Source organism: Enterobacter sp. LM3, from assembly GCF_046622475.1.
In the GTDB taxonomy this organism is placed as follows: domain Bacteria; phylum Pseudomonadota; class Gammaproteobacteria; order Enterobacterales; family Enterobacteriaceae; genus Enterobacter; species Enterobacter cloacae_P.
The window spans coordinates 50183-70528 of the sequence record NZ_JBJURN010000017.1 but is presented as its reverse complement, the minus strand read 5'-3'; the positions used below and the strand labels follow the sequence as shown (position 1 = coordinate 70528).

General features: G+C 57.1%; 23 protein-coding genes. 17 read left to right on the top strand and 6 right to left on the bottom strand.

The genetic code is table 11. The features are described 5' to 3' along the window. Nucleotides 1-40: 40 nt before the first annotated feature. From ACJ9N4_RS16845 to acpT, 17 genes are read left to right on the top strand one after another with little or no spacing between them, the layout of a single operon-like run. Nucleotides 41-763: a beta-ketoacyl synthase chain length factor gene (locus tag ACJ9N4_RS16845; RefSeq protein WP_182272954.1), complete on the top strand. Its 723-nt coding sequence runs from the start codon at nt 41-43 to the stop codon at nt 761-763. After that, the gene (locus tag ACJ9N4_RS16840) at nt 760-1575 is read left to right on the top strand and encodes a lysophospholipid acyltransferase family protein (RefSeq protein ID WP_182919074.1); all 816 of its coding nucleotides are present in this window, start codon (nt 760-762) and stop codon (nt 1573-1575) included. Before ACJ9N4_RS16845 ends, ACJ9N4_RS16840 begins: the two co-directional genes overlap by 4 nt. Next, nucleotides 1556-1813, top strand: coding sequence for a phosphopantetheine-binding protein (locus tag ACJ9N4_RS16835; RefSeq protein ID WP_182274587.1), 258 nt, complete (start codon nt 1556-1558; stop codon nt 1811-1813). Before ACJ9N4_RS16840 ends, ACJ9N4_RS16835 begins: the two co-directional genes overlap by 20 nt. A 13-nt stretch (nt 1814-1826) precedes the next feature. Next, complete coding sequence (locus ACJ9N4_RS16830; RefSeq protein WP_182272956.1) at nt 1827-2078, top strand: acyl carrier protein; 252 nt, start codon at nt 1827-1829, stop codon at nt 2076-2078. A gap of 54 nt (nt 2079-2132) precedes the next feature. Then, entirely contained in the window at nt 2133-2669 is a 537-nt protein-coding gene (locus ACJ9N4_RS16825) for a hypothetical protein (RefSeq protein ID WP_395122199.1), read from the top strand. Beyond that, entirely contained in the window at nt 2666-4027 is a 1362-nt protein-coding gene (locus ACJ9N4_RS16820) for an AMP-binding protein (protein ID WP_182919075.1), read from the top strand. Before ACJ9N4_RS16825 ends, ACJ9N4_RS16820 begins: the two co-directional genes overlap by 4 nt. Continuing rightward, nucleotides 4014-4367 carry a hydroxymyristoyl-ACP dehydratase gene (locus ACJ9N4_RS16815; protein WP_182272958.1) on the top strand — a complete coding sequence of 118 codons (354 nt, stop codon included), beginning with the start codon at nt 4014-4016 and terminating at the stop codon, nt 4365-4367. Before ACJ9N4_RS16820 ends, ACJ9N4_RS16815 begins: the two co-directional genes overlap by 14 nt. Beyond that, nucleotides 4358-6049: a glycosyltransferase family 2 protein gene (locus ACJ9N4_RS16810; protein WP_411500656.1), complete on the top strand. Its 1692-nt coding sequence runs from the start codon at nt 4358-4360 to the stop codon at nt 6047-6049. The genes ACJ9N4_RS16815 and ACJ9N4_RS16810 overlap by 10 nt, the downstream gene beginning before the upstream one ends. Nucleotides 6050-6052: 3 nt before the next feature. Then, nucleotides 6053-6475: an acyl-CoA thioesterase gene (locus tag ACJ9N4_RS16805; protein WP_182272960.1), complete on the top strand. Its 423-nt coding sequence runs from the start codon at nt 6053-6055 to the stop codon at nt 6473-6475. After that, nucleotides 6472-7077: an outer membrane lipoprotein carrier protein LolA gene (locus tag ACJ9N4_RS16800; RefSeq protein WP_182272961.1), complete on the top strand. Its 606-nt coding sequence runs from the start codon at nt 6472-6474 to the stop codon at nt 7075-7077. Before ACJ9N4_RS16805 ends, ACJ9N4_RS16800 begins: the two co-directional genes overlap by 4 nt. Further along, nucleotides 7046-9370, top strand: a complete 2325-nt coding sequence (locus ACJ9N4_RS16795; protein WP_182919077.1) for an MMPL family transporter — start codon at nt 7046-7048, stop codon at nt 9368-9370. Before ACJ9N4_RS16800 ends, ACJ9N4_RS16795 begins: the two co-directional genes overlap by 32 nt. After that, the gene (locus tag ACJ9N4_RS16790; RefSeq protein ID WP_182272963.1) at nt 9367-9945 is read left to right on the top strand and encodes a DUF3261 domain-containing protein; all 579 of its coding nucleotides are present in this window, start codon (nt 9367-9369) and stop codon (nt 9943-9945) included. Before ACJ9N4_RS16795 ends, ACJ9N4_RS16790 begins: the two co-directional genes overlap by 4 nt. Nucleotide 9946: 1 nt before the next feature. Next, a complete protein-coding gene (locus ACJ9N4_RS16785; protein ID WP_182919078.1) occupies nt 9947-11116 on the top strand; it encodes a beta-ketoacyl-[acyl-carrier-protein] synthase family protein in 1170 nt (389 codons plus the stop codon). After that, nucleotides 11113-11586 (top strand): 3-hydroxy-fatty acyl-ACP dehydratase, encoded by a 474-nt coding sequence (locus tag ACJ9N4_RS16780; RefSeq protein ID WP_182272965.1) that lies wholly within the window; start codon nt 11113-11115, stop codon nt 11584-11586. The genes ACJ9N4_RS16785 and ACJ9N4_RS16780 overlap by 4 nt, the downstream gene beginning before the upstream one ends. Further along, entirely contained in the window at nt 11583-12314 is a 732-nt protein-coding gene (locus tag ACJ9N4_RS16775) for a 3-ketoacyl-ACP reductase FabG2 (protein ID WP_182272966.1), read from the top strand. The genes ACJ9N4_RS16780 and ACJ9N4_RS16775 overlap by 4 nt, the downstream gene beginning before the upstream one ends. After that, nucleotides 12311-13540, top strand: coding sequence for a beta-ketoacyl-ACP synthase (locus ACJ9N4_RS16770; RefSeq protein ID WP_182272967.1), 1230 nt, complete (start codon nt 12311-12313; stop codon nt 13538-13540). Before ACJ9N4_RS16775 ends, ACJ9N4_RS16770 begins: the two co-directional genes overlap by 4 nt. Before the next feature lie 2 nt (nt 13541-13542). Beyond that, nucleotides 13543-14136 carry a 4'-phosphopantetheinyl transferase AcpT gene (gene acpT / locus ACJ9N4_RS16765; protein ID WP_182272968.1) on the top strand — a complete coding sequence of 198 codons (594 nt, stop codon included), beginning with the start codon at nt 13543-13545 and terminating at the stop codon, nt 14134-14136. Here the strand turns inward: acpT and arnF are convergent. Genes arnF through arnC form a run of 6 tightly spaced genes read right to left on the bottom strand, consistent with a single transcriptional unit; the run spans nt 14105 to nt 20345 of the window. Continuing rightward, nucleotides 14105-14497 carry a 4-amino-4-deoxy-L-arabinose-phosphoundecaprenol flippase subunit ArnF gene (gene arnF, locus ACJ9N4_RS16760; RefSeq protein WP_182272969.1) on the bottom strand — a complete coding sequence of 131 codons (393 nt, stop codon included), beginning with the start codon at nt 14495-14497 and terminating at the stop codon, nt 14105-14107. The two genes, acpT and arnF, sit on opposite strands and share 32 nt — an antisense overlap. Continuing rightward, complete coding sequence (arnE, locus tag ACJ9N4_RS16755; RefSeq protein WP_182272970.1) at nt 14494-14829, bottom strand: 4-amino-4-deoxy-L-arabinose-phosphoundecaprenol flippase subunit ArnE; 336 nt, start codon at nt 14827-14829, stop codon at nt 14494-14496. The genes arnF and arnE overlap by 4 nt, the downstream gene beginning before the upstream one ends. Next, nucleotides 14829-16487, bottom strand: a complete 1659-nt coding sequence (arnT, locus tag ACJ9N4_RS16750) for a lipid IV(A) 4-amino-4-deoxy-L-arabinosyltransferase (RefSeq protein ID WP_182272971.1) — start codon at nt 16485-16487, stop codon at nt 14829-14831. Before arnT ends, arnE begins: the two co-directional genes overlap by 1 nt. Further along, a complete protein-coding gene (gene arnD / locus ACJ9N4_RS16745; protein ID WP_182272972.1) occupies nt 16484-17386 on the bottom strand; it encodes a 4-deoxy-4-formamido-L-arabinose-phosphoundecaprenol deformylase in 903 nt (300 codons plus the stop codon). Before arnD ends, arnT begins: the two co-directional genes overlap by 4 nt. After that, the gene (gene arnA, locus ACJ9N4_RS16740) at nt 17383-19365 is read right to left on the bottom strand and encodes a bifunctional UDP-4-amino-4-deoxy-L-arabinose formyltransferase/UDP-glucuronic acid oxidase ArnA (protein ID WP_182272973.1); all 1983 of its coding nucleotides are present in this window, start codon (nt 19363-19365) and stop codon (nt 17383-17385) included. The genes arnD and arnA overlap by 4 nt, the downstream gene beginning before the upstream one ends. Further along, on the bottom strand, nt 19362-20345 hold the full coding sequence (arnC, locus tag ACJ9N4_RS16735; protein WP_182274588.1) for an undecaprenyl-phosphate 4-deoxy-4-formamido-L-arabinose transferase: 984 nt from the start codon (nt 20343-20345) through the stop codon (nt 19362-19364). The genes arnA and arnC overlap by 4 nt, the downstream gene beginning before the upstream one ends. Between the last annotated feature and the right edge of the window lies 1 nt (nt 20346).

The following is a 20346-nucleotide window of genomic DNA, read 5'->3' as shown; positions in this document are numbered from 1 at the left end:
GCTAGCTATTTGATTACGGTTTTTCCGCGGACGCGCGTAAATGAAATTTTCACTGAACATTATTGACTGGCAGGCAAGAGCGCCAGGCCTAAGTGATGCCGCTGAGTGGCAGGCGTGGTCACGCCAGCAACTTACCATCGACCCGGCAGCACCGCTGGCTAAGCTGGTCGAACTGCCGATGATGACAGCACGCCGCCTCAACTCAGGTAGCAAACTGGCGGTAGATATTGGTCTTGCGATACTTCGCCATCACGCCGTCGATGCCGTTGTCTATTCCAGCCGTCATGGCGAACTGGAGCGTAACTACCGTATTCTGCATGCCCTGGCGACTGGGCAGTCCGTCTCGCCGACCGATTTCGCCATGTCTGTGCACAACTCGGCAGTGGGTAATCTCACGATCTCTGCACGTCAACCGATAGTCTCTTCCTCTGTTTCTGCCGGTCTGGACACCTTCCAGCAGGCGTTATGTGAAGTGCTGAGTCTACTCCACGCTGGCTATTCCCGTGTTTTGCTGGTCGATTTTGATGGCGCACTCCCCGACTTTTACCATCCAGGTCTCCCGTTGCAGATGCCGACCTGGCCGTACGCGCTGGCACTGGTTATTGAAGCCGGTAGCGCACTGAGCTGCGAAACCCGCAGCGGCAGCACGGGTGAAGAACCTGCACTGCCGCAAAGCCTGATATTCCTGCAACGTTACCTTAGCGATGAACGGCAGTTTGTGGTTTCTGGAGAACGTTTGCAGTGGCAATGGACACGCGAATGAACCGCCTGACTGCCCGTATCAACTGGTTATGGCGTCTGATGATGACCGGCTGCTGCTTCGTGCTGTTTGGCGTGGGGGGACTGCTGCTATCGCTGGTGTGGTTCAACCTTTTGCTGATTGTCCAGCGTGACCGCGCCAAGCGCCGCCGTCTGGCACGTCGCAGCATTGCCGCCAGCTTCCGTTTCTTCTTAGCTATCGCCCGTGGCACAGGGGTGCTGGACTATCGCATTAACAATCTTGATGCCCTGCGTAACGATCGCGGCTGTCTGGTGGTTGCCAACCATCCCACGCTGATTGATTACGTGATCCTGGCGTCCGTCATGCCCGAAACCGACTGTCTGGTGAAAAGTGCGTTGTTGCACAATCCCTTTGTCAGTGGTGTCATTCGTGCAGCGGATTACCTGATTAATAGCGAAGCCGGGACGTTGCTCAACGCCAGCCAGCAGCGCCTGGCACAGGGCGACACGCTGTTAATCTTCCCGGAAGGTACGCGAACACAATTCGGAGAGGCTATCTCCCTGCAGCGCGGTGCGGCAAATATTGCTGTGCGCTGTAACAGCGATCTGCGGGTGGTGCTGATCCACTGCAGCGAACATCTGCTGGATAAAAAAAGCCGCTGGTACGACGTACCCGCAAACAAACCTGTTTTCACCGTTGATGTCCGCGAACGCGTGAACATCAACGATTTTTACGATGCAAATCAACAAGAACCGGCACTGGCGGCAAGGCAGTTAAACCGGCATCTGCAGCATCGATTAACATCAGGCCTTCAATCTTTGTCAGGAATTAATGATGCAAGCGCTTTATCTTGAAATTAAGAATCTCATCATCTCTACGCTGAATCTGGACGAGCTTACCCCCGAGGACATCGATACCGATGCCGCGCTGTTTGGCGATGGTCTGGGTCTCGACTCCATCGACGCTCTCGAACTTGGCCTGGCCGTGAAAAACCAGTACGGCGTGGTGCTTTCTGCTGAAAGCGAAGAGATGCGTCAGCACTTCTTTTCCGTCGCCACGCTGGCTTCCTTTATCAACACCCAACGCGCCTGAGACGTGATCCGTTATGACAGAACAAGAAACGATTTATCAGGAAGTCTCCGGGCTTCTGGCCAAACTGTTTGAAATCGACCCGCAGGAGATTACCCCTGAGGCTCGCCTGTATGAGGATCTGGAGCTGGACAGCATCGATGCGGTAGACATGGTTGTTCACCTGCAGAAGAAAACGGGTAAGAAAATCAAACCGGAAACCTTCAAATCGGTCCGTACCGTTCAGGATGTGGTAGACGCCGTCGCTCAGCTGCTGCACGAAGAGTAAGACACCGTGCGTGGTGGACGGACGTTTCCGGCAATCCCACTGCTGACGGGGTTAATGCTGCTGGCATGGCCCTTCCTGATTGGATTTGGGCTAACGCATAACAGCCTGCACTGGCTGTTACCGCTGATGGTGCTGCTGTTGCTGCTTCGCCTGCATCAGGCCCGGCAAAACGCGGGTCCAATGCGTTATGTGGTGCAGTGCGTTGCGCTGGCAGGGATAGCGCTTTGCGCTGCAAGCTATCTGCTGAAAGCCCACCAGTGGCTGCTGCTCTATCCTGTGGTGGTCAATCTCGTGATGCTGGCCGTGTTCGGCGGTTCGCTGTGGACAGCGATGCCGCTGGTCGAACGGCTGGCACGTCTGCGTGAGCCGAATTTGCCACCCACCGGTGTGCGCTATACCCGCAAGGTGACCAAAGTATGGTGCGGATTCTTCATCGGCAATGGTGCGATGGCCCTGTTTACCGTGATCCACGGCGACATGCATCTGTGGACGCTGTGGAACGGGATGGTGGCCTACATCCTGATGGGGACGCTGATGGCGGTAGAGTGGCTGGTACGTCAATGGGTGATAAAAAAAATAGAAGCACAATGAATAAACCCCTTCCTCTGAACCAGTGGTTAAATGCTCCACGCCCTGATGACACGCCAGTAGCCTGGCTTGAAGATCGTACCTGGACGCTTGGTCAGTTGCGCCACGACGTCACATTACTGGTACAGGTATTACGTCAACAGGAAGGTGAGCGCTGGGCGCTATGTTTTGAAAACAGCTACCTGTTTATTGTGGCATTGCTGGCATCACTGCATGCGGGTAAAACGCCCGTCATTCCTGGTCATAGCCGCGTCTCGTTGCTTGAAGAACAGCAGTCGCTGTTCAGCGGTGTCCTTAGCGATCAAACGCTCAGTTTCCACGGGAAGCTGATTGTGGTGGTCTCATCCCATCAGGCAGCAAACAGCTGGGCACCACTGCCTACAATTGACGACACCCGCGTTGTCGAACTCTTTACCTCCGGCTCCACGGGCACCCCACGCCGGGTGATTAAACCTATCGCCAGCCTGGATCGTGAAGCCAGTCTGCTGGCTGACCGTTTTGGTCAGTGCCTGACAGGCTGCAGCGTTGTGGCCTCGGTCGTGCCACAACATCTGTATGGCCTGACGTTTCGCATCGTGTTGCCAATGGCAATGGGCCTGCCGCTGCATGCCGCGATGCTCTATTACGCAGAACAACTGGCAGCGCTCCCCCACGACAAGCCTTACCTTTTTATCAGCAGCCCGGCTTTCCTGAAGAGACTGGATACCGCGCTCACCGCACCTCCCGTCAGGATGCTGATCTCCGCGGGTGGAATGTTGCCCTGGTGTGATGTATCCACCACCCACGGCTGGCTGAATATCTGGCCGGATGAAATTTATGGTAGTACTGAAACCGGGATCCTCGCATGGCGTCATCGTCAGGAGGACAGCGTTCCCTGGCGATCATTCCCCGGCGTCGTGTTCCATCACGAAAGTGAAACCTCTCGTGTAACATCACCACTCATTCACGAGGCTGAAGGGCTACAGCTTGACGATATCCTGCACTTCGACAAAGAGGGGCTGTTTAGTATCGTCGGGCGTCGCGGTCGGGTCGTTAAAATTGAAGAGAAACGCATTTCACTTAACGAGGTCGAACGTCGTCTGCTGGAACTGGAGGGTATTTGTGAAGCTGCTGCCTTACCGGTCGCACGCGGGGGACGTCATGGTATTGGTGTACTGCTTGTACTTGATGATGATGCCCGTCAGCGCTGGCAGCATCAGGGCAAAAAAGCGCAGGAATTTGCCTGGCGTCGTGCCCTGCGCCCCTGGCTTGAGCCCGTCGCTATCCCCCGCTACTGGCGTATTATCGATGAAATACCGGTGAACAGTATGAATAAACGTGTCTATGCGCAGCTACAGGAGTTATTTCATGAAGATTCCTGAAATTGAGCACCACCAGGTACAGCCGCAAAAACTGGAAGTCATCCTGCATCTTGACCCTTCCCTGTTCTGGTTCCAGGGTCATTTTGCTGTGCAGCCTTTGTTGCCGGGTGTGGCGCAGCTTGACTGGGTGATGCACTACGCCACGACGCTACTGGCACCGGGCTACCGTTTTCACAGCATTCAAAATGTGAAATTCCAGGCCCCTCTGCTGCCAGAGGCCACCGTAACGCTGACCCTTGAATGGAATGCCGAACGCCAGATGCTGACGTTTAGCTATCAGCGCCATGCCGGTGCCGAGCGCCATACCGCCAGCAGCGGGAAAATTCGCCTATGTCAGTAACCTTTCATCCCTGCGTGCTGATCCCGTGTTACAACCACGGCGCGATGATGGCAAATGTGCTGTCGCGTCTGACCCCGTTTGGCCTGCCCTGCCTGGTCGTCGATGACGGCAGCGAGGAGAGCACGCGCCTGGAGCTGGAACGTCTGGCGGCAGAACAACCGCAGATCACGCTGATACGTCTGGCGGAAAACGCTGGCAAAGGTGCAGCGGTGATAAGAGGCCTGGAAGAGTCTGCCCGCGCGGGATATACCCACGCCGTTCAGGTAGATGCCGACGGCCAGCATGCAATTGAAGATATTCCCAGGTTGCTGGCGCTGGCTGAACGCCATCCGGAGGCGCTGATTTCCGGTCAGCCCATTTACGATGACTCCATTCCACGTTCGCGCCTCTACGGACGCTGGATAACGCACGTCTGGGTATGGATTGAAACCCTGTCCCTGCAGCTCAAAGACAGCATGTGCGGCTTTCGGGTCTACCCGGTGTCACCCACGCTGCAGCTGGCGGCACGCACCCCGCTCGGCAAGCGGATGGACTTTGACACCGAGGTGATGGTCCGGCTCTACTGGCAGGGCAATACCAGCTATTTTCTGCCGACCCGCGTTACCTACCCGCTCGACGGTTTATCCCATTTCGATGCGCTGAAAGATAACGTGCGGATCTCCCTGATGCATACCCGTCTGTTCTTCGGCATGCTGCCGCGCATTCCCGCGCTGCTGCTGCGTCGTCGCGCCCGACACTGGGCGCGGCAGAATGAGGTCAAAGGGCTGTGGGGAATGCGCCTGATGTTGCGCGTCTGGCAGTTGTTTGGCCGACGGGCATTTACTCTGCTGCTGTGGCCGGTTATCGGCATGTACTGGCTTACCGCCCACCCGGCGAGGCAGGCCTCGCAGCAGTGGATAAAGAGAGTGAAAACGACGCTGGCGCAACGAAACCTGCCGGTTCCGCCTCGCCTCAACAGCTTTTTCCACTTTATGCGCTTCGGCAATGCCATGCTGAACAAAGTTGCCAGTTGGCGCGGTGAGCTGAAGCTTAATCGTGACGTGGTTTTTGCCGCTGGCGCGCGCGAAGCGCTCAATATGGATGCGCCGCAGGGCAAACTGCTGCTGGCCTCGCATCTTGGCGATGTTGAAGCCTGTCGGGCGCTGGCCCAGCTTGAAGGCAGTAAAGTCATCAATGCCCTGGTATTCAGCGATAACGCCCAACGCTTTAAGCAGATAATGACCGAGATGGCTCCCCAGGCTGGCGTGAATTTGATGCCGGTGATCGACATCGGACCGGACACGGCTATCGCTATCAAAGAGAAGCTGGAGCGCGGTGAATGGGTCGCGATTGTGGGTGACCGCATTGCCGTCACTCCACAACGCGGCGGTGACTGGCGCGTGATCTGGAGCCAGTTTATGGGTCAGCCCGCGCCGTTCCCACAGGGGCCCTTCATCCTGGCCTCCATTCTGCGCTGCCCGGTGATGTTGATTTATGCCCTGTGCCAGCAGGACCGACTCACCATCCACTGCGAACCCTTTGCCGACCCGCTGCTGCTGCCACGCGGTGAGCGTCAGCAGGCGCTACAACAGGCTGTCGATCGCTATGCACAGCGGCTTGAGCATTACGCATTAATGTCGCCGCTCGACTGGTTTAATTTTTTCGATTTCTGGCATCTGCCGGATGCCAAAGAGAAGGAGTAAAGGGTGCTGACCGATCCCCGCTTTACGACGGAAGTAGAGATCACCGTGCCGTTCCACGACGTCGATATGATGGGCGTGGTCTGGCACGGCAACTATTTCCGCTACTTTGAGATCGCCCGCGAGGCGCTGCTCAACCAGTTTGATTATGGCTACCGCCAGATGAAAGCCTCCGGCTACGTCTGGCCAGTGGTCGATACCCGGGTGAAATACCGTGATGCGGTGACCTTCGAGCAGCGTATCCGCGTGCGGGCGCATATTGAAGAGTATGAAAACCGTCTGCGTATCGCCTATCAAATTTTCGATGCGCAAAGCGGTAAACGCACCACCACCGGTTACACCATCCAGGTGGCAGTAGAAGAAGCCACTCGCGAAATGTGTTTTGTCAGCCCGGCTATCTTGTTTGAACGTATGGGAGTAACGCCATGAAATGGTTGCCTTTGTTGATGCTGATGCTAAGCCCGCTGGTCAGCGCCGTAACCCTGGATGAACTGCAGCAGCGGTTTATCGGGCAGCCCGTTGTGCGCGCCCACTTCGAGCAAGTGCGTACCATCAAGGATATGCCGCAGCCGCTGCGCTCGCAGGGCGAGATGATGATCGCCCGCGATGACGGCCTGCTGTGGGATCAAAAGGCCCCTTTCCCGATGACGCTGCTGCTGGATGACAAACGGATGGTGCAGACGATCAACGGCCAGCCGCCGCAGACCATTACTGCCGAAAACAATCCGCAGATGTTTCAGTTCAACCACCTTCTGCGGGCGCTGTTCCAGGCCGACCGTAAAGTGCTGGAAGAGAACTTCCGCATCGATTTTAAAGACCTGGGTGAAGGCCGCTGGTCGCTGGTGTTAACGCCAACAACCACACCGCTGGACAAGATTTTCGCCACCCTCGACCTGGGCGGCGCAACCTATCTGGAGTCGATCCGTCTGAACGACAAACAGGGCGATCGCACGGATATTGCCCTTTCCCGCCACCAACTGACGCCCGCCAGCCTGACCGATGACGAACGACAACGCTTTACCGCACCGTAAATCCCTGCGCCCGGCGCTGCTGTGGGCCACGGTATGCCTGATCCTGCTGGGCGTGCTGCTGTCGCTGCTGCCTGGCGCACGCCTGAACAGCAGCGTGCTGGCCATGTTGCCGAAACAGGCGCTTGGGGCGATCCCGCCGGCGCTCAACGACGGGTTTATGCAGCGTCTCGATCGTCAACTGGTCTGGCTGGTCAGCCCCGGTAAGGATCCCGATCCGCGCGTGGCGAAGTACTGGCTGACGCTACTGCAAAGCAGCGGTTCGCTCAACGACGTAAAAGGCCCGATGGATGCCGACGGGCAAAAAGCCTGGGGTGAGTTCTTCTGGCAGCACCGCAACGGCCTGATCGACGCCGCCACCCGCGCCCGTCTGCAAAACGGCGGTGAAGCGCAGGCGCAGTGGATTTTATCCCAGCTTTATTCCGCTTTTTCTGGCGTAAGCGGCAAAGAGCTGCAAAACGATCCGCTGATGCTGATGCGCGGCTCGCAGCTGGCGCTGGCGCAAAACAGCCAGAAGTTGCGGCTGATGGACGGTTGGCTGGTCACTCAGGATGAGGCCGGAAACTATTGGTATCTGCTGCACGGCGAGCTGTCGGGGTCATCCTTCGATATGCAGCAAACCCACCAGCTGGTCACTACCCTTAACGCCCTGCAGAAGACTCTGAAGGCGCACTACCCGCAGGCACAGCTGCTTTCACGCGGCACCGTGTTCTACAGTGATTACGCCAGTCAGCAGGCGAAGCGGGATGTCTCCACGCTGGGTATCGCCACCATTCTGGGGGTAATCCTGTTGATTGTGGCGGTATTCCGCTCTCTGCGCCCGCTGCTGCTGTGCTTGATCTCCATCGCTATCGGCGCGCTGGCGGGTACGGTGGTTACGCTGCTGCTGTTTGGCGAACTGCATCTGATGACGCTGGTGATGAGCATGAGCATCATCGGCATTTCGGCAGATTACACGCTCTACTACCTGACTGAACGGATGGTCCACGGCGCAGAACATTCACCGTGGCAAAGCCTGGCCAGGGTGCGAAACGCTCTGCTGCTGGCGCTACTGACAACCGTCGCAGCATACCTGATCATGATGCTGGCCCCCTTCCCGGGGATCCGCCAGATGGCGGTGTTTGCCGCCGTGGGCCTGAGTGCCTCCTGCCTGACGGTTATTTTCTGGCACCCGTGGCTGTGCCGGGGTTTGCCGGTGCGCCCGGTTCCGGCGATGGTGTTGATGTTACGCTGGCTGGCGGCCTGGCGACGCAATAAAAAGCTTTCCGTGGGTCTGCCTGTCCTGCTGGCACTGGTTTCGGCTGCCGGGATCGCCACCCTGAAAGTGGACGACGATATCGCCCAGTTGCAGGCGCTGCCGCAGGATATCCTGGCGCAGGAGAAAACCATTACCGCCCTGACCGGACAGAGCGTCGATCAGAAATGGTTTGTGGTGTATGGCGCATCGTCCCAGCAAACGCTGGAGCGGCTGGAAGCCTTCACTCCGGCGCTGGCTCAGGCACAAAAAGCGGGTGAAATTACCCGCTGGCGCACCCTGCCGCTGAACTCGATGGCCCGGCAAAACAGCGATCTCACCCTGCTGCGAAACGCCGCCCCGGCGGTCACAAAAGTGCTGCAAAGCGCAGGGCTGACTACCGTATCGCCTAATCTGGACGCGATGCCTGTCAGCGTGGATGCATGGCTCAAAAGCCCGGCCAGCGAAGGCTGGCGTCTGCTGTGGCTGACTCTGCCTGACGGTGAAAGTGGTGTTCTGGTCCCGGTGGACGGCGCGAAAAGCAGCGCTGCGCTCAGTAAACTGGCCGCCAGCCATGAGGGTGTCGTCTGGGTCGATCGCAAAGCCAGTTTCGATAGCCTGTTTGCCCTCTATCGCACGCTACTAACAGGATTACTGTTTGTGGCGCTGGCAGTGATTGCCTGCGGGGCGATGGTCCGTCTCGGCTGGCGCAAAGGGCTTATCAGTCTGGTGCCTTCCGTACTGTCGCTCAGCTGTGGGCTGGCTGCCCTGGCCGTGACGGGCCATACGGTCAATCTGTTTTCGCTACTGGCGCTGGTACTGGTGCTCGGTATTGGCATCAACTACACGCTGTTTTTCAGCAACCCGCGCGGTACGCCCCTGACGTCGATGCTGGCCATTACCCTGGCGATGATGACCACCTTGTTGACGCTGGGCATGCTGGTGTTCAGCGCCACGCAGGCCATCGGCAGCTTTGGTATCGTGCTGGTGAGCGGCATTTTTACCGCCTTCCTGCTGGCCCCGCTGGCGATGCCTGTTAAGAAAGAGAGAAAACGCAAATGAACGCTTTTTACCGCGCCGCCGCGCTGGCTGCGACGCTGCTGCTGGCGGGCTGTAGCCATTCGACCAATACTGAAGGATCGCGTCCGCAGGCCTGGCTCCAGCCGGGCACCAAAGTGACGCTGCCACCGCCGGGCATTACCCCCGCGGTCAGTTCGCAACAGTTGCTGACAGGCAGCTTTAACGGGCAAACGCAGTCTTTGCTGGTGATGCTCAACGCAGATGCGCACAAAGTGACGCTTGCCGGGCTTTCTTCTGTCGGTATTCGTCTGTTCCTGGCGACGTATGATGAAACCGGTATCCACACCGAACAGTCGATCGTCGTGCCGCAATTGCCTCCGGCCAGCCAGGTGCTGGCCGATGTCATGCTCAGCCACTGGCCGCTCAGCGCCTGGCAGCCACAGTTACCGAAGGGCTGGACGCTGAAAGATCATGGCGATCGGCGCGAGTTGCGTAATACCAGCGGCAAGCTAATCACCGAGATTGTCTACCTGCAACGTAAAGGCAAACGCGAGCCGATCAGCATCGAGCAACACGTTTTTAAATACCACATCACCATTCAATATCTGGGTGACTGAGATGATCTACATTTCCGCTGTTGGCATGGTCAACGCGCTGGGCAACTCGCTGGATGAGATTGCCGCTAACCTGACGGCGGGCATCGCTCCGGGTATGCACTGCCGAACGGGCTGGCTGCAGGATCAACCCGAGGCCGTCCTGGGTGGCGTGGAAGGTGAACTGCCGCCCATCCCGGAAGCCTTGTCCGCACACCGTACCCGCAATAACCAGTTATTACTGGCCGCACTGGCGCAAATTCAGTCCACCGTTGATGAGGCTATCAACCGCGTTGGCCGTGACCGCGTGGCGGTTGTGCTTGGCACCAGTACCTCCGGGCTGGATGAAGGTGATGTGCATGTGCGTCGCAGCCTCAACGGTGAAGCCAGCAGCCAATGGCAGTATCCACAACAGGAGCTGGGCGATCCGTCCCGCTTCCTGGCCAACTGGCTGCAGCTGGAAGGCCCGGCATATACCATCTCGACAGCCTGCTCTTCCAGCGCCCGGGCGATCATCAGCGGTCGTCGCCTGATCGACGCCGGACTGGTTGATATCGCCATTGTTGGCGGCGCAGACACGCTTAGCCGAATGCCAGTGAACGGTTTTAACAGCCTCGAATCACTTTCCCCTACGCTCTGCGAGCCATTTGGCCGCGACCGTCGGGGTATCACCATTGGTGAAGCCGCAGCGTTAATGGTGCTGACCCGAGAGCCTGCGGAAGTGGCACTGCTGGGGACAGGGGAATCAAGCGATGCTTACCATATTTCCGCCCCGCACCCGCAAGGCCAGGGAGCCATTCACGCCATTACCCAGGCGCTGAACGAAGCGGGCCTACACGCTGGTGATATCGGCTATATCAACCTGCATGGCACCGCCACGCCACTCAACGACCAAATTGAATCGCAGGTGGTACACGATCTCTTTGGGGAAAACGTGCCCTGCAGTTCCACCAAACATCTTACCGGCCACACGCTGGGGGCTGCCGGTATCACAGAAGCAGCGCTGAGCTGGCTTATCCTGACGCACAATCTGCCGTTACCGCCACAGGATTTCACCCGCTATGCGCCGGACGACACGCTGCCACCGTGCGGAGTGTTGCACAGGAGCATCGCCCTGAAAAAACCGGTCATTTTGTCTAACTCATTCGCATTTGGCGGTAACAACGCCAGCATCCTGCTGGGGAGAGTGTCATGAGCTACTTACCACCTGTTACCTATCTGCCACACGATGCGCCGATGCTGTTGCTGGAGTCCGTTGAACGTGTCACTGACGACACCGCCGTGTGCCGCGTAGCGGTCAACAGGCAAAGCGTACTGGCACCGTTTCTGAATGCGGAGGGTGACCTGCCGGGCTGGTATGCGCTCGAACTCATGGCGCAGACCGTTGGCGTTTGGTCTGGCTGGCATCGTCAGCAGCAAGGACAGGATCATATTGCTCTGGGTATGGTGCTCGGTGCGCGCGAGCTGGTGTGCGCCAGCGGTTATTTTACTGCGGGGGCGACGCTGGAGATCACCGTCAAACTGCTGATGCAGGACGAGCGTTTCGGCAGTTTCGAATGCGCCATTACTGCCGGTGATAAGGTACTGGCCACCGGCCGCGTAAACACTTTCCAGCCGAGTGCAGAAGAATTAACATCGCTTTTTAATCAGGGATTAAACGCATGAGTCGTTCCGTACTGGTCACCGGGGCCAGCAAAGGCATTGGTCGTGCCATCGCCCGCCAGCTTGCCGCTGACGGGTTCACCGTAGGTGTGCATTACCATCGTGACGCCACAGGCGCGCAGGAGACACTGGATGCCATCACCCTGGCTGGCGGCAAGGGTCGTTTACTCTCCTTCGATGTGGGTAACCGCGAGCAATGTCGTGAGGTGATTGAGCAGAACATCGACACCCACGGGGCATGGTATGGCGTGGTCAGTAACGCCGGGATCACACGTGACGGCGCGTTTCCAGCGCTCAGCGAAGACGACTGGGATAGCGTGATCCACACTAACCTCGACAGTTTTTATAATGTCATTCACCCTTGCATTATGCCGATGATCGGCACCCGTCAGGGGGGGCGTATTATCACCTTATCGTCGGTGTCCGGCGTAATGGGCAACCGTGGCCAGGTGAACTACAGCGCGGCAAAAGCGGGCATCATCGGAGCCACCAAAGCACTGGCAATTGAGCTGGCGAAGCGAAAAATCACGGTGAACTGCATTGCGCCCGGGCTAATCAATACCGGGATGATCGAGATGGAAGAAGCCGCACTAAAAGAAGCGATGTCCATCATCCCAATGAAACGTATGGGCCAGGCCGAGGAAGTCGCAGGGCTGGCCAGTTATCTGATGTCAGATATTGCGGGCTACGTCACCCGCCAGGTCATTTCCATTAACGGAGGAATGCTATGACGCGTCGCGTGGTGATTACAGGGATGGGTGGGGTCACTGCCTTTGGCGAAAACTGGCAATCCGTTTCCAGCAGACTGCTGGCGTATGAAAATGCGGTACGCACCATGCCAGAGTGGCAGATTTATGATGGCCTGCACACCCTACTGGGCGCGCCGATTGATGATTTTACCCTACCGGAACACTATACCCGCAAGCGTATCCGTGCCATGGGTCGCGTGTCGTTGATGTCGACCCGCGCCACTGAGTTAGCTCTGGAACAAGCGGGCTTGATTGGCGAAGCCGTGCTCACTAACGGCCAAACCGGTATCGCCTATGGTTCTTCCACTGGCAGTACCGGGCCGGTCAGCGAGTTTGCGACCATGCTCACCGAAAAGCACACCAATAACATCACCGGCACCACCTACGTGCAGATGATGCCACACACCACCGCCGTGAACACGGGCCTGTTCTTTGGCCTGCGTGGTCGTGTTATCCCGACATCAAGCGCCTGTACGTCCGGCAGTCAGGCGATTGGCTACGCCTGGGAAGCGATTCGTCATGGTTATCAAACCGTCATGGTCGCCGGCGGAGCGGAAGAACTTTGCCCTTCTGAAGCGGCGGTTTTCGATACCCTGTTTGCCACCAGCCAGCGCAACGATACGCCTAAAACCACGCCGTCACCATTTGATACTCAGCGCGATGGCCTGGTGATTGGCGAAGGCGCAAGTACCCTCGTTCTGGAAGAGCTGGAGCACGCCAAAGCGCGCGGTGCCACTATTTATGGCGAGATTGTGGGCTTCGCCACTAACTGCGATGCGGCCCATATCACCCAGCCACAGCGCGAAACAATGCAGATTTGCATGGAGCAATCACTGGCGATGGCCGGTTTAAGCGCGCTGGACATGGGGTACATTTCTGCCCACGGTACCGCGACCGATCGCGGTGACATCGCCGAGAGTCTGGCCACCGCCGCGATTTACGGCGACAACGTACCTATCTCATCGCTGAAGAGCTATTTTGGCCACACGCTGGGGGCCTGTGGGGCAATGGAAGCCTGGCTAAGCCTGCAGATGATGCGTGAAGGCTGGTTTATCCCGACACTCAATTTAAGACAACCAGATGAGCAATGTGGCGCTTTAGATTATATTATGGGGGAAGCCCGTCAGATTGATTGCGAGTATCTGCAAAGCAATAACTTCGCATTCGGCGGAATCAATACCTCGATAATCATCAAACGCTGGGCGTAACTATGTACCAGTTTGTACTGGGAAAAATCTCCACCCTTTGCGCGGACCCGCTGGCGTCAACGCTCGCAGACATGGCACCTCAGGGTGCGCGAAATGCCTCCTGGCTGGCGGGCAGGACGCTGCTCGCCAGAACATTATCCCCTTCCCCACTACCCGAAATCGTCTACGGTGAGCAGGGGAAACCGGCCTTCGTGGACGCACACCCGCTCTGGTTTAATTTGAGCCATAGTGGTGACGATATTGCGTTGCTGCTGAGCGATGAAGGTGAAGTGGGCTGCGATATTGAAGTGATACGCCCGCGTGAAAACTGGCAGGCGCTGGCGAATGCCGTCTTCAGTGTGGCGGAACATGCAGAACTGGAGCGCGAGGATCCGGAGGCTAAGCTCTCTGCTTTCTGGGGGATCTGGACGCGTAAAGAGGCGATTGTGAAACAGCGAGGTGGCAGTGCCTGGCAGATTGTCAGTATCGACAGCACCTCTCAGGCACATTCGGTCAGTCAGTTACAGTTTGGTTCGTTGAGCCTTGCCGTCTGCACGGCGACCCCTTATACCCTTACTGCCGGGTCTATTTTTCACCACGGCATGTCTGAGGCATAAAAATCACCAGCACACCCAGAATAATAAATCCGACGCCCATCAGACCTTGCCAGGAGAATTGTTCCTCCCTGCCGGGCAGTAAGATTGCCGCTCCCCACACCAGAATATAGCTGAGGCTCAGCAGGGCATACGCTTTGCTGAGCGCCATGCGATGCAGGGCCAGATACCAGCAGCCCATCGACGCCACATAACCCATCAGCCCCAGCATCAGCGCGCCCGTACCAGATGAGAAATGCCAGAGGGCAGAGATAAACGCGAAAATATCACTGACAGGCGGCAGCGCCAGCATGGCATGACGCAGTAAAAGCTGCGCCGCACTGACTAACACCACGCTGCATAAGGCCCAGAACGCACCTTTCACAGGCTTCCTCCCAGTAAAACAATCCCGACAATAATGAACCCGACGCCCAGCCAGTGATTCATAGCCACCTTTTCATGCCAGAATACCTTCGCCGCCAGCGTTACCCAGACAAAATTAAGGCTCAGCATGGGGTAGGCAATCCCGACAGGAAGACGCTGCAACACCACCAACCAGACCAGCATACCCGTGCCCAGCGCCAGCAGAGCCAGCCCAATCCACAGCATGATATGCAGGCCACGCCGTCCGGCTTTCGCCGGACGGGTTGCTTGTTTCTGGCAAAGTTGTCCTGCGCAGCTTAACAGGCTTGCCAGTATCAGCCAGAACCAGGTCATCACTGTGGCAGATACTGCAGGTAGGCCAGACGGCCCTGAATGTACAGACTGTCCGGTTTTGGCAGGTTAACCCGCTTGAGGTCGTCATTTTTCGACATCAGGATCACCAGCGAGATTTTCCCCTTCTGGCGATGCTCCGCCAGCCATTGTGCGAAATCCTCACGACCCACAAAACGATCTTTCACATCCGGGAAGTCCAGGCCGTATCGCAGTTCGCCACTCTGACCAAACAGAATGATGTCATTACGCTTCAGCTCCCACGCCAGTCCGGAAGCCACCCCGACGTTGTTGGCCAGGACGAAGGTGCTGTCCTGAAGCGGGTCACGCACGGTATCCACCAGCGACTGCGGCTGCTTTGAATCGACCACCAGGTTAGGGATGGCAAAGCCAATCAGCAATGCAATACCGGCAGGACACAGCGCCGCCAGCCACCAGCGCTGTTGGCTCTGTCTGAGGGTAAACCAGCCCACGACAGCCCAGATGAGGAAAGCCACCACCGCACAGAAGACCTTATACAGCTCGACAGACGTCCAGACCGGGTGCTTCGACAATCCCCACGGAGAAACCACCAGCGCCGCCAGCACGCCGATGACGCCAAACGCGAGGTTGATGCCACCGTTAATGCGTAACGCTTTGGCCCCTTTTTCCGCCGCGATGCAGGCATAGCGCGCCATCAGGATCGCCAGCGGGGCAAAGCACGGCAGGATATAGGTTGGCAGTTTGCCTTTGGCAATGCTGAAGAACAGCAGCGGCATCACCACCCATCCGAGCAGATAAAGCCCACCGCCTGCATTCAGCTGTCTTTCACTCCAGCCCAGACGCAGTGCGCCAGGCAGCAGTGCCAGCCACGGCAGGCTTCCTGCAATCAGGAATGGCAGGTAATACCAGAATGGCGCTTTGTGCTGCGCATCACTCTGGGCAAAACGCTGAATATGCTCAACCCAGAAGAAGTAACGCCAGAAATCAGGCTCACGATGGGCAATCGCCAGCCCCCAGGGGAGGACGATTAGCACGCAGCTCAGGATCGCCAGCCCACCAAAAATCAGCACCTCTTTCCAGCGCTTCTGGGCAATCACCCACGGCAACACGCCAATCACCGGTACCGCCAGCGCCAGGAAGCCTTTGGTCATGACCCCCATGCCGCAGGCAAGTCCCAGCAGCACGTAGCCGCCCGCTTTTCCGGTAACCGTTTTTGCCTGCGAAGCCAGCCAGAAGCTGCACATCGCCGCCACCAGCCACAAGGTAATGATGGGATCCAGCACCGCATACGTGCCGATGCCATACACCAGGAACAGGGTTAAGAAGATAAGACCGGAGAAAAGCGCAACGCGCTTATCCCGCCAGAGATACCAGGCCATCCAGATCACCAGCAATACCGTTAACCCGGTCGAGAATATGACGCCCGCGCGCACGGCAAAGTTAGTGTGACCAAACAGCAGTTGCCCGATACTGTTAATCCAGTAGCCGGCAATAGGCTTTTCAAAATAACGCAGACCCAGAAAATGCGGTACAACCCAGTCTCCTGATGCCAACATTTCGCGGCTGATTTCCGCATAACGTGTTTCATCAGGTTGCCATAACAGGCGGATATCGACCGGAATGAGGTAGTAAACGATAAACAGTGCGAGAAGCGCTAAGCCATAACGGGCTGCTTTCATGGTACCGGACTCACGGTTTGTTGATAGCCAAGCCAGCCTTCCCGGCCAGCCATTTCATTACGCACAATTTTGCCACCAGGCAACGTGCTGAGATCGTCTGGCAGCATTTCGCTCAACGGGCAGAACTGAATGCCCTCCTGAGCGGCCATCGTCAACAGTGCATCGAAATCATGCTGATACGCGATCCCTTCCACTTCAGCGTGGATCGTATAGACCGGCGTACCGTTGTCGCGATGAATGCAGTCCAGAATATAGCGGTTAAACCCCTCGGCGCTCACCTCGCGCCCAACCACTTCATCCCAGGTGGGAAGCGTGACCGGGATTTGCACAGTACCCACCTTGTTTTCCCCTAACTGCGGTAAAAACGGGCCAGTACCGCGACAATCGCTATTGTAGCGAAACGCGAAGGGTTCTTTGGCTTTCACCACGCGCTGATCCGCACGCCATCCCGCGACGGCGGAACAACGCACAGGCTGGCAGATAATGGCTTCCAGCTCCATCACGCCGCGCTCGACTTCACGCGTCAGGCGCGAAATGTCCCAGACACCAGCCCAGGCTTGCCAGGCATGGTGATCCCAGGCATGTAAACCCACCTCATGACGCTGCGCTGCTTCGCGAATAATGTCTTCATTACCCGCGCCAATACGCCTGCCAGGCCATGCGGTTCCGGCCAGTAAAATATCCCAGCCGTACAGGGATGCTGCGCGCGAGCGCAGCATTTTGAACAGGAATGCCGGTTTAATCAGACGCCATAAATGGCGTCCCATGTTGTCAGGCCCTACGCTGAAGAAAATACTGGCCCGCACATCGTGTTTGCTCAGCAACTCCAGAAGTTTGGGTACGCCGTCACGCGTACCCCTGAAGGTGTCGACATCAATGCGTAAACCGACCTTCTTCATGATGTCTGTTCCGACAGCTCCACAGTGCGCAGGAAGAAGTCGAGCGTTTCATCAATGGTTTGTTCCATCTTAACGCCCGGTGCCCAGTTCAGGCAGCGCTTCGCATTGCGAATGCTTGGCTTACGGTGCTCAACATCCTGATAGCCTTTACCGTAGTAGCTGCTGCTTTCCACTTCACGGAAGCCCGCAAACGGTGGGAATTTATCGCGCAGTGGGTGGCGTTCAAAGCTTGCCAGCAGCATCTCAGCCAGTTCACGAATGCTCGCTTCGTTATCCGGGTTACCGATGTTGATGATTTCACCGTTGCAACGACCATCTTTGTTTTCGATGATGCGGAACAGCGCTTCAATACCGTCGCTGATATCGGTAAAGCAGCGTTTTTGTTTGCCGCCTTCGATAAGCTTGATCGGGGAACCTTCCACCAGGTTCAGGATCAGCTGGGTGATCGCACGGGAGCTGCCGATACGCGCTGCGTTCAGGTTATCCAGACGTGGACCCATCCAGTTAAACGGACGGAACAGAGTAAAGCGCAGGCCTTCTTTCTCGCCATATGCCCAAATCACGCGATCCAGCAGCTGTTTGGAGACGGAGTAAATCCAGCGCTGTTTGTTGATCGGCCCGACCACCAGGTTAGAGGTGTCTTCGTCGAAGTTTTTGTCGGTACACATGCCGTACACTTCAGAGGTGGACGGGAAGATGATGCGCTTATCGTATTTCACGCAGTCGCGGATAATCTTCAGGTTCTCTTCGAAGTCCAGCTCGAACACGCGCAGCGGGTTACGGGTATATTCAATTGGTGTGGCAATGGCAACCAGCGGCAGCACCACGTCACATTTTTTAATGTGATATTCAATCCATTCGGAATGGATGCTGATATCCCCTTCAACGAAGTGGAAGCGCGGGTTGTCCAGGAAGCGGCTGATGGCATCAGAGCCGATATCCAGGCCATAGATTTCGTAGTTATCGTCCTTCAGCAGACGCTCAGTCAGGTGGTTACCGATAAAGCCGTTCACACCGAGGATCAGCACGCGTGTGCGGCGTTTGATGGCAACAACCGGTGCGCTGGTGATCAGTGCCCCGGTGACCAGACCCAGAGACTGTGCCAGCTGTGTGCCCTGAACGTACAGACCGTTGTCGGTTTGTCCGGTAACGATCTCCAGCGCCTGTTCGCCACAGCTCACAACCAGTGGAGAAACAGAGACAACCGTACCCGGTTTTGCCGCTGGAATGTCGTCACGCACGCGGGATTTCCAGACGATAAACTTGCTAACCCCGGCAAAGCTGTATGCGCCTGGCCACGGATCGGTAACGGCACGCACCAGGTTGTGCAGCTGGCGAGCAGGTTTGTTCCAGTCCAGACGACCATCTTCTGGCTTACGGCGGCCAAAGCAGCTTGCTTTGCTCTCATCCTGGGCGGTTTCGCTGAAAGAGCCATTCTGAATGGCTGGCAGCGCATCGCGTAGCAAGGTTTGCGCCGTCGCGCAGAGTTTGTGATGAAGTTGCAGCGCCGTTTCATCGGCATCGATAGCCACTTTATGCTGCGCCACGATAGCGCCCGCATCGGCACGATGCACCATGCGGTGCAGGGTTACACCGGTTTCGGTTTCACCGTTAACCAGCACCCAGTTCAGTGGTGCGCGGCCACGGTAAGCTGGCAGCAGAGAGCCGTGGAGGTTAAACGCACCTTTGGCAGCCACGTTTAAGATGTCGTCGCAGATCAGATTGCGGTAGTAGAAAGAGAAGATCACATCAGGAGAAAGCTTCTGAATGCGGTCAACCCACAGCGGGTGGTTCACATCGTCCGGGGCGTAAACCGGAATGCCGCGCTCTGCAGCAATGCGTGCCACGGAACCGAAGAAATTGTTTTCTCCCGCAACGTCCGGATGGGTAAAGATTGCAGCAATATCATAGCCCGCTTCCAGCAGGGCCAGTGTGCCCGTGCACCCCATATCGTGATAGGCAAATACAACAGCTTTCATGGGTGAATTTCCTCTTGAGACGCTTTGTGTTCCTGACGGACAACACGTTGAATAAAGTAGCGCGGACGTGCGCGAACATCGTTATAGATACGGCCGATGTATTCACCGAGTAAGCCCATACCAACAAACTGGGCACCGATGAACATGAACAGAACGGCAAACAGCATAAAGACCCCTTCCGCCGCCCACTGTGGGCCAAAGATCAGTCGCAAGGCGACCAACAGAACGGAAATCGCAAACCCGGCCACTGCGATGATGCTGCCGAAAACGCTCAGCAGACGCAGCGGCGTCGTGGTCAGGCAGGTGATCAGGTCATACATCAGGTTGATGAGGCGCATAAAGCTGTACTTTGACTCCCCATGCTCACGCTCGGCATGCAGCACCGGGATTTCCGTCGCTTTACGGGCAAAGGTATTCGCCAGAATAGGGATAAACGTACTGCGTTCGTGGCAGTGCAGCATGGCATCCACAATGTGGCGACGATAGGCACGCAGCATGCAGCCGTAATCCCCCATCGCTTTACCGGTGGTGCGCTGGATCAGACGGTTGATAGTGCGTGAAGCCAGCTTGCGGAACAGGCTGTCCTGACGGTTTTGCCGCACCGTGCCCACCACGTCATAGCCTTCGTCGGCTTTGGCGACCAGGCGCGGGATCTCTTCCGGTGGGTTTTGCAGATCGGCATCCAGGGTGATGATCAGATCGCCCGTCACGTGGCTGAACCCGGCCATAATCGCCGAGTGCTGGCCGTAGTTACGGTTAAGCAGTACGGCCACAATGTGGCTACCTTCAACCTGTGCGGCTTCGGTCAGCATCAGCGCGGAATTGTCGCTACTGCCGTCATCCACCAGCAGAATTTCGTAAGCTTTGCCCATCGTGTCACAGGCGGCCGTCGTGCGGCGGATCAGTTCGGGCAGGCTCTCCTGCTCGTTATAAACCGGGATCACCACGGAAACTTTTTGTACCGGCGGTGTACTGAACATA

Bases quoted from the DNA above. Each gene is read 5' to 3' on its own strand.
- ACJ9N4_RS16845 (WP_182272954.1), top strand. From the start codon at position 41: ATGAAATTTTCACTGAACATTATTGACTGGCAGGCAAGAGCGCCAGGC.
- ACJ9N4_RS16840 (WP_182919074.1), top strand. From the start codon at position 760: ATGAACCGCCTGACTGCCCGTATCAACTGGTTATGGCGTCTGATGATG.
- ACJ9N4_RS16835 (WP_182274587.1), top strand. From the start codon at position 1,556: ATGCAAGCGCTTTATCTTGAAATTAAGAATCTCATCATCTCTACGCTG.
- ACJ9N4_RS16830 (WP_182272956.1), top strand. From the start codon at position 1,827: ATGACAGAACAAGAAACGATTTATCAGGAAGTCTCCGGGCTTCTGGCC.
- ACJ9N4_RS16825 (WP_395122199.1), top strand. From the start codon at position 2,133: ATGCTGCTGGCATGGCCCTTCCTGATTGGATTTGGGCTAACGCATAAC.
- ACJ9N4_RS16820 (WP_182919075.1), top strand. From the start codon at position 2,666: ATGAATAAACCCCTTCCTCTGAACCAGTGGTTAAATGCTCCACGCCCT.
- ACJ9N4_RS16815 (WP_182272958.1), top strand. From the start codon at position 4,014: ATGAAGATTCCTGAAATTGAGCACCACCAGGTACAGCCGCAAAAACTG.
- ACJ9N4_RS16810 (WP_411500656.1), top strand. From the start codon at position 4,358: ATGTCAGTAACCTTTCATCCCTGCGTGCTGATCCCGTGTTACAACCAC.
- ACJ9N4_RS16800 (WP_182272961.1), top strand. From the start codon at position 6,472: ATGAAATGGTTGCCTTTGTTGATGCTGATGCTAAGCCCGCTGGTCAGC.
- ACJ9N4_RS16795 (WP_182919077.1), top strand. From the start codon at position 7,046: ATGACGAACGACAACGCTTTACCGCACCGTAAATCCCTGCGCCCGGCG.
- ACJ9N4_RS16790 (WP_182272963.1), top strand. From the start codon at position 9,367: ATGAACGCTTTTTACCGCGCCGCCGCGCTGGCTGCGACGCTGCTGCTG.
- ACJ9N4_RS16785 (WP_182919078.1), top strand. From the start codon at position 9,947: ATGATCTACATTTCCGCTGTTGGCATGGTCAACGCGCTGGGCAACTCG.
- ACJ9N4_RS16780 (WP_182272965.1), top strand. From the start codon at position 11,113: ATGAGCTACTTACCACCTGTTACCTATCTGCCACACGATGCGCCGATG.
- ACJ9N4_RS16775 (WP_182272966.1), top strand. From the start codon at position 11,583: ATGAGTCGTTCCGTACTGGTCACCGGGGCCAGCAAAGGCATTGGTCGT.
- ACJ9N4_RS16770 (WP_182272967.1), top strand. From the start codon at position 12,311: ATGACGCGTCGCGTGGTGATTACAGGGATGGGTGGGGTCACTGCCTTT.
- acpT (WP_182272968.1), top strand. From the start codon at position 13,543: ATGTACCAGTTTGTACTGGGAAAAATCTCCACCCTTTGCGCGGACCCG.
- arnE (WP_182272970.1), bottom strand. From the start codon at position 14,829: ATGACCTGGTTCTGGCTGATACTGGCAAGCCTGTTAAGCTGCGCAGGA.
- arnT (WP_182272971.1), bottom strand. From the start codon at position 16,487: ATGAAAGCAGCCCGTTATGGCTTAGCGCTTCTCGCACTGTTTATCGTT.
- arnD (WP_182272972.1), bottom strand. From the start codon at position 17,386: ATGAAGAAGGTCGGTTTACGCATTGATGTCGACACCTTCAGGGGTACG.
- arnA (WP_182272973.1), bottom strand. From the start codon at position 19,365: ATGAAAGCTGTTGTATTTGCCTATCACGATATGGGGTGCACGGGCACA.
- arnC (WP_182274588.1), bottom strand. From the start codon at position 20,345: ATGTTCAGTACACCGCCGGTACAAAAAGTTTCCGTGGTGATCCCGGTT.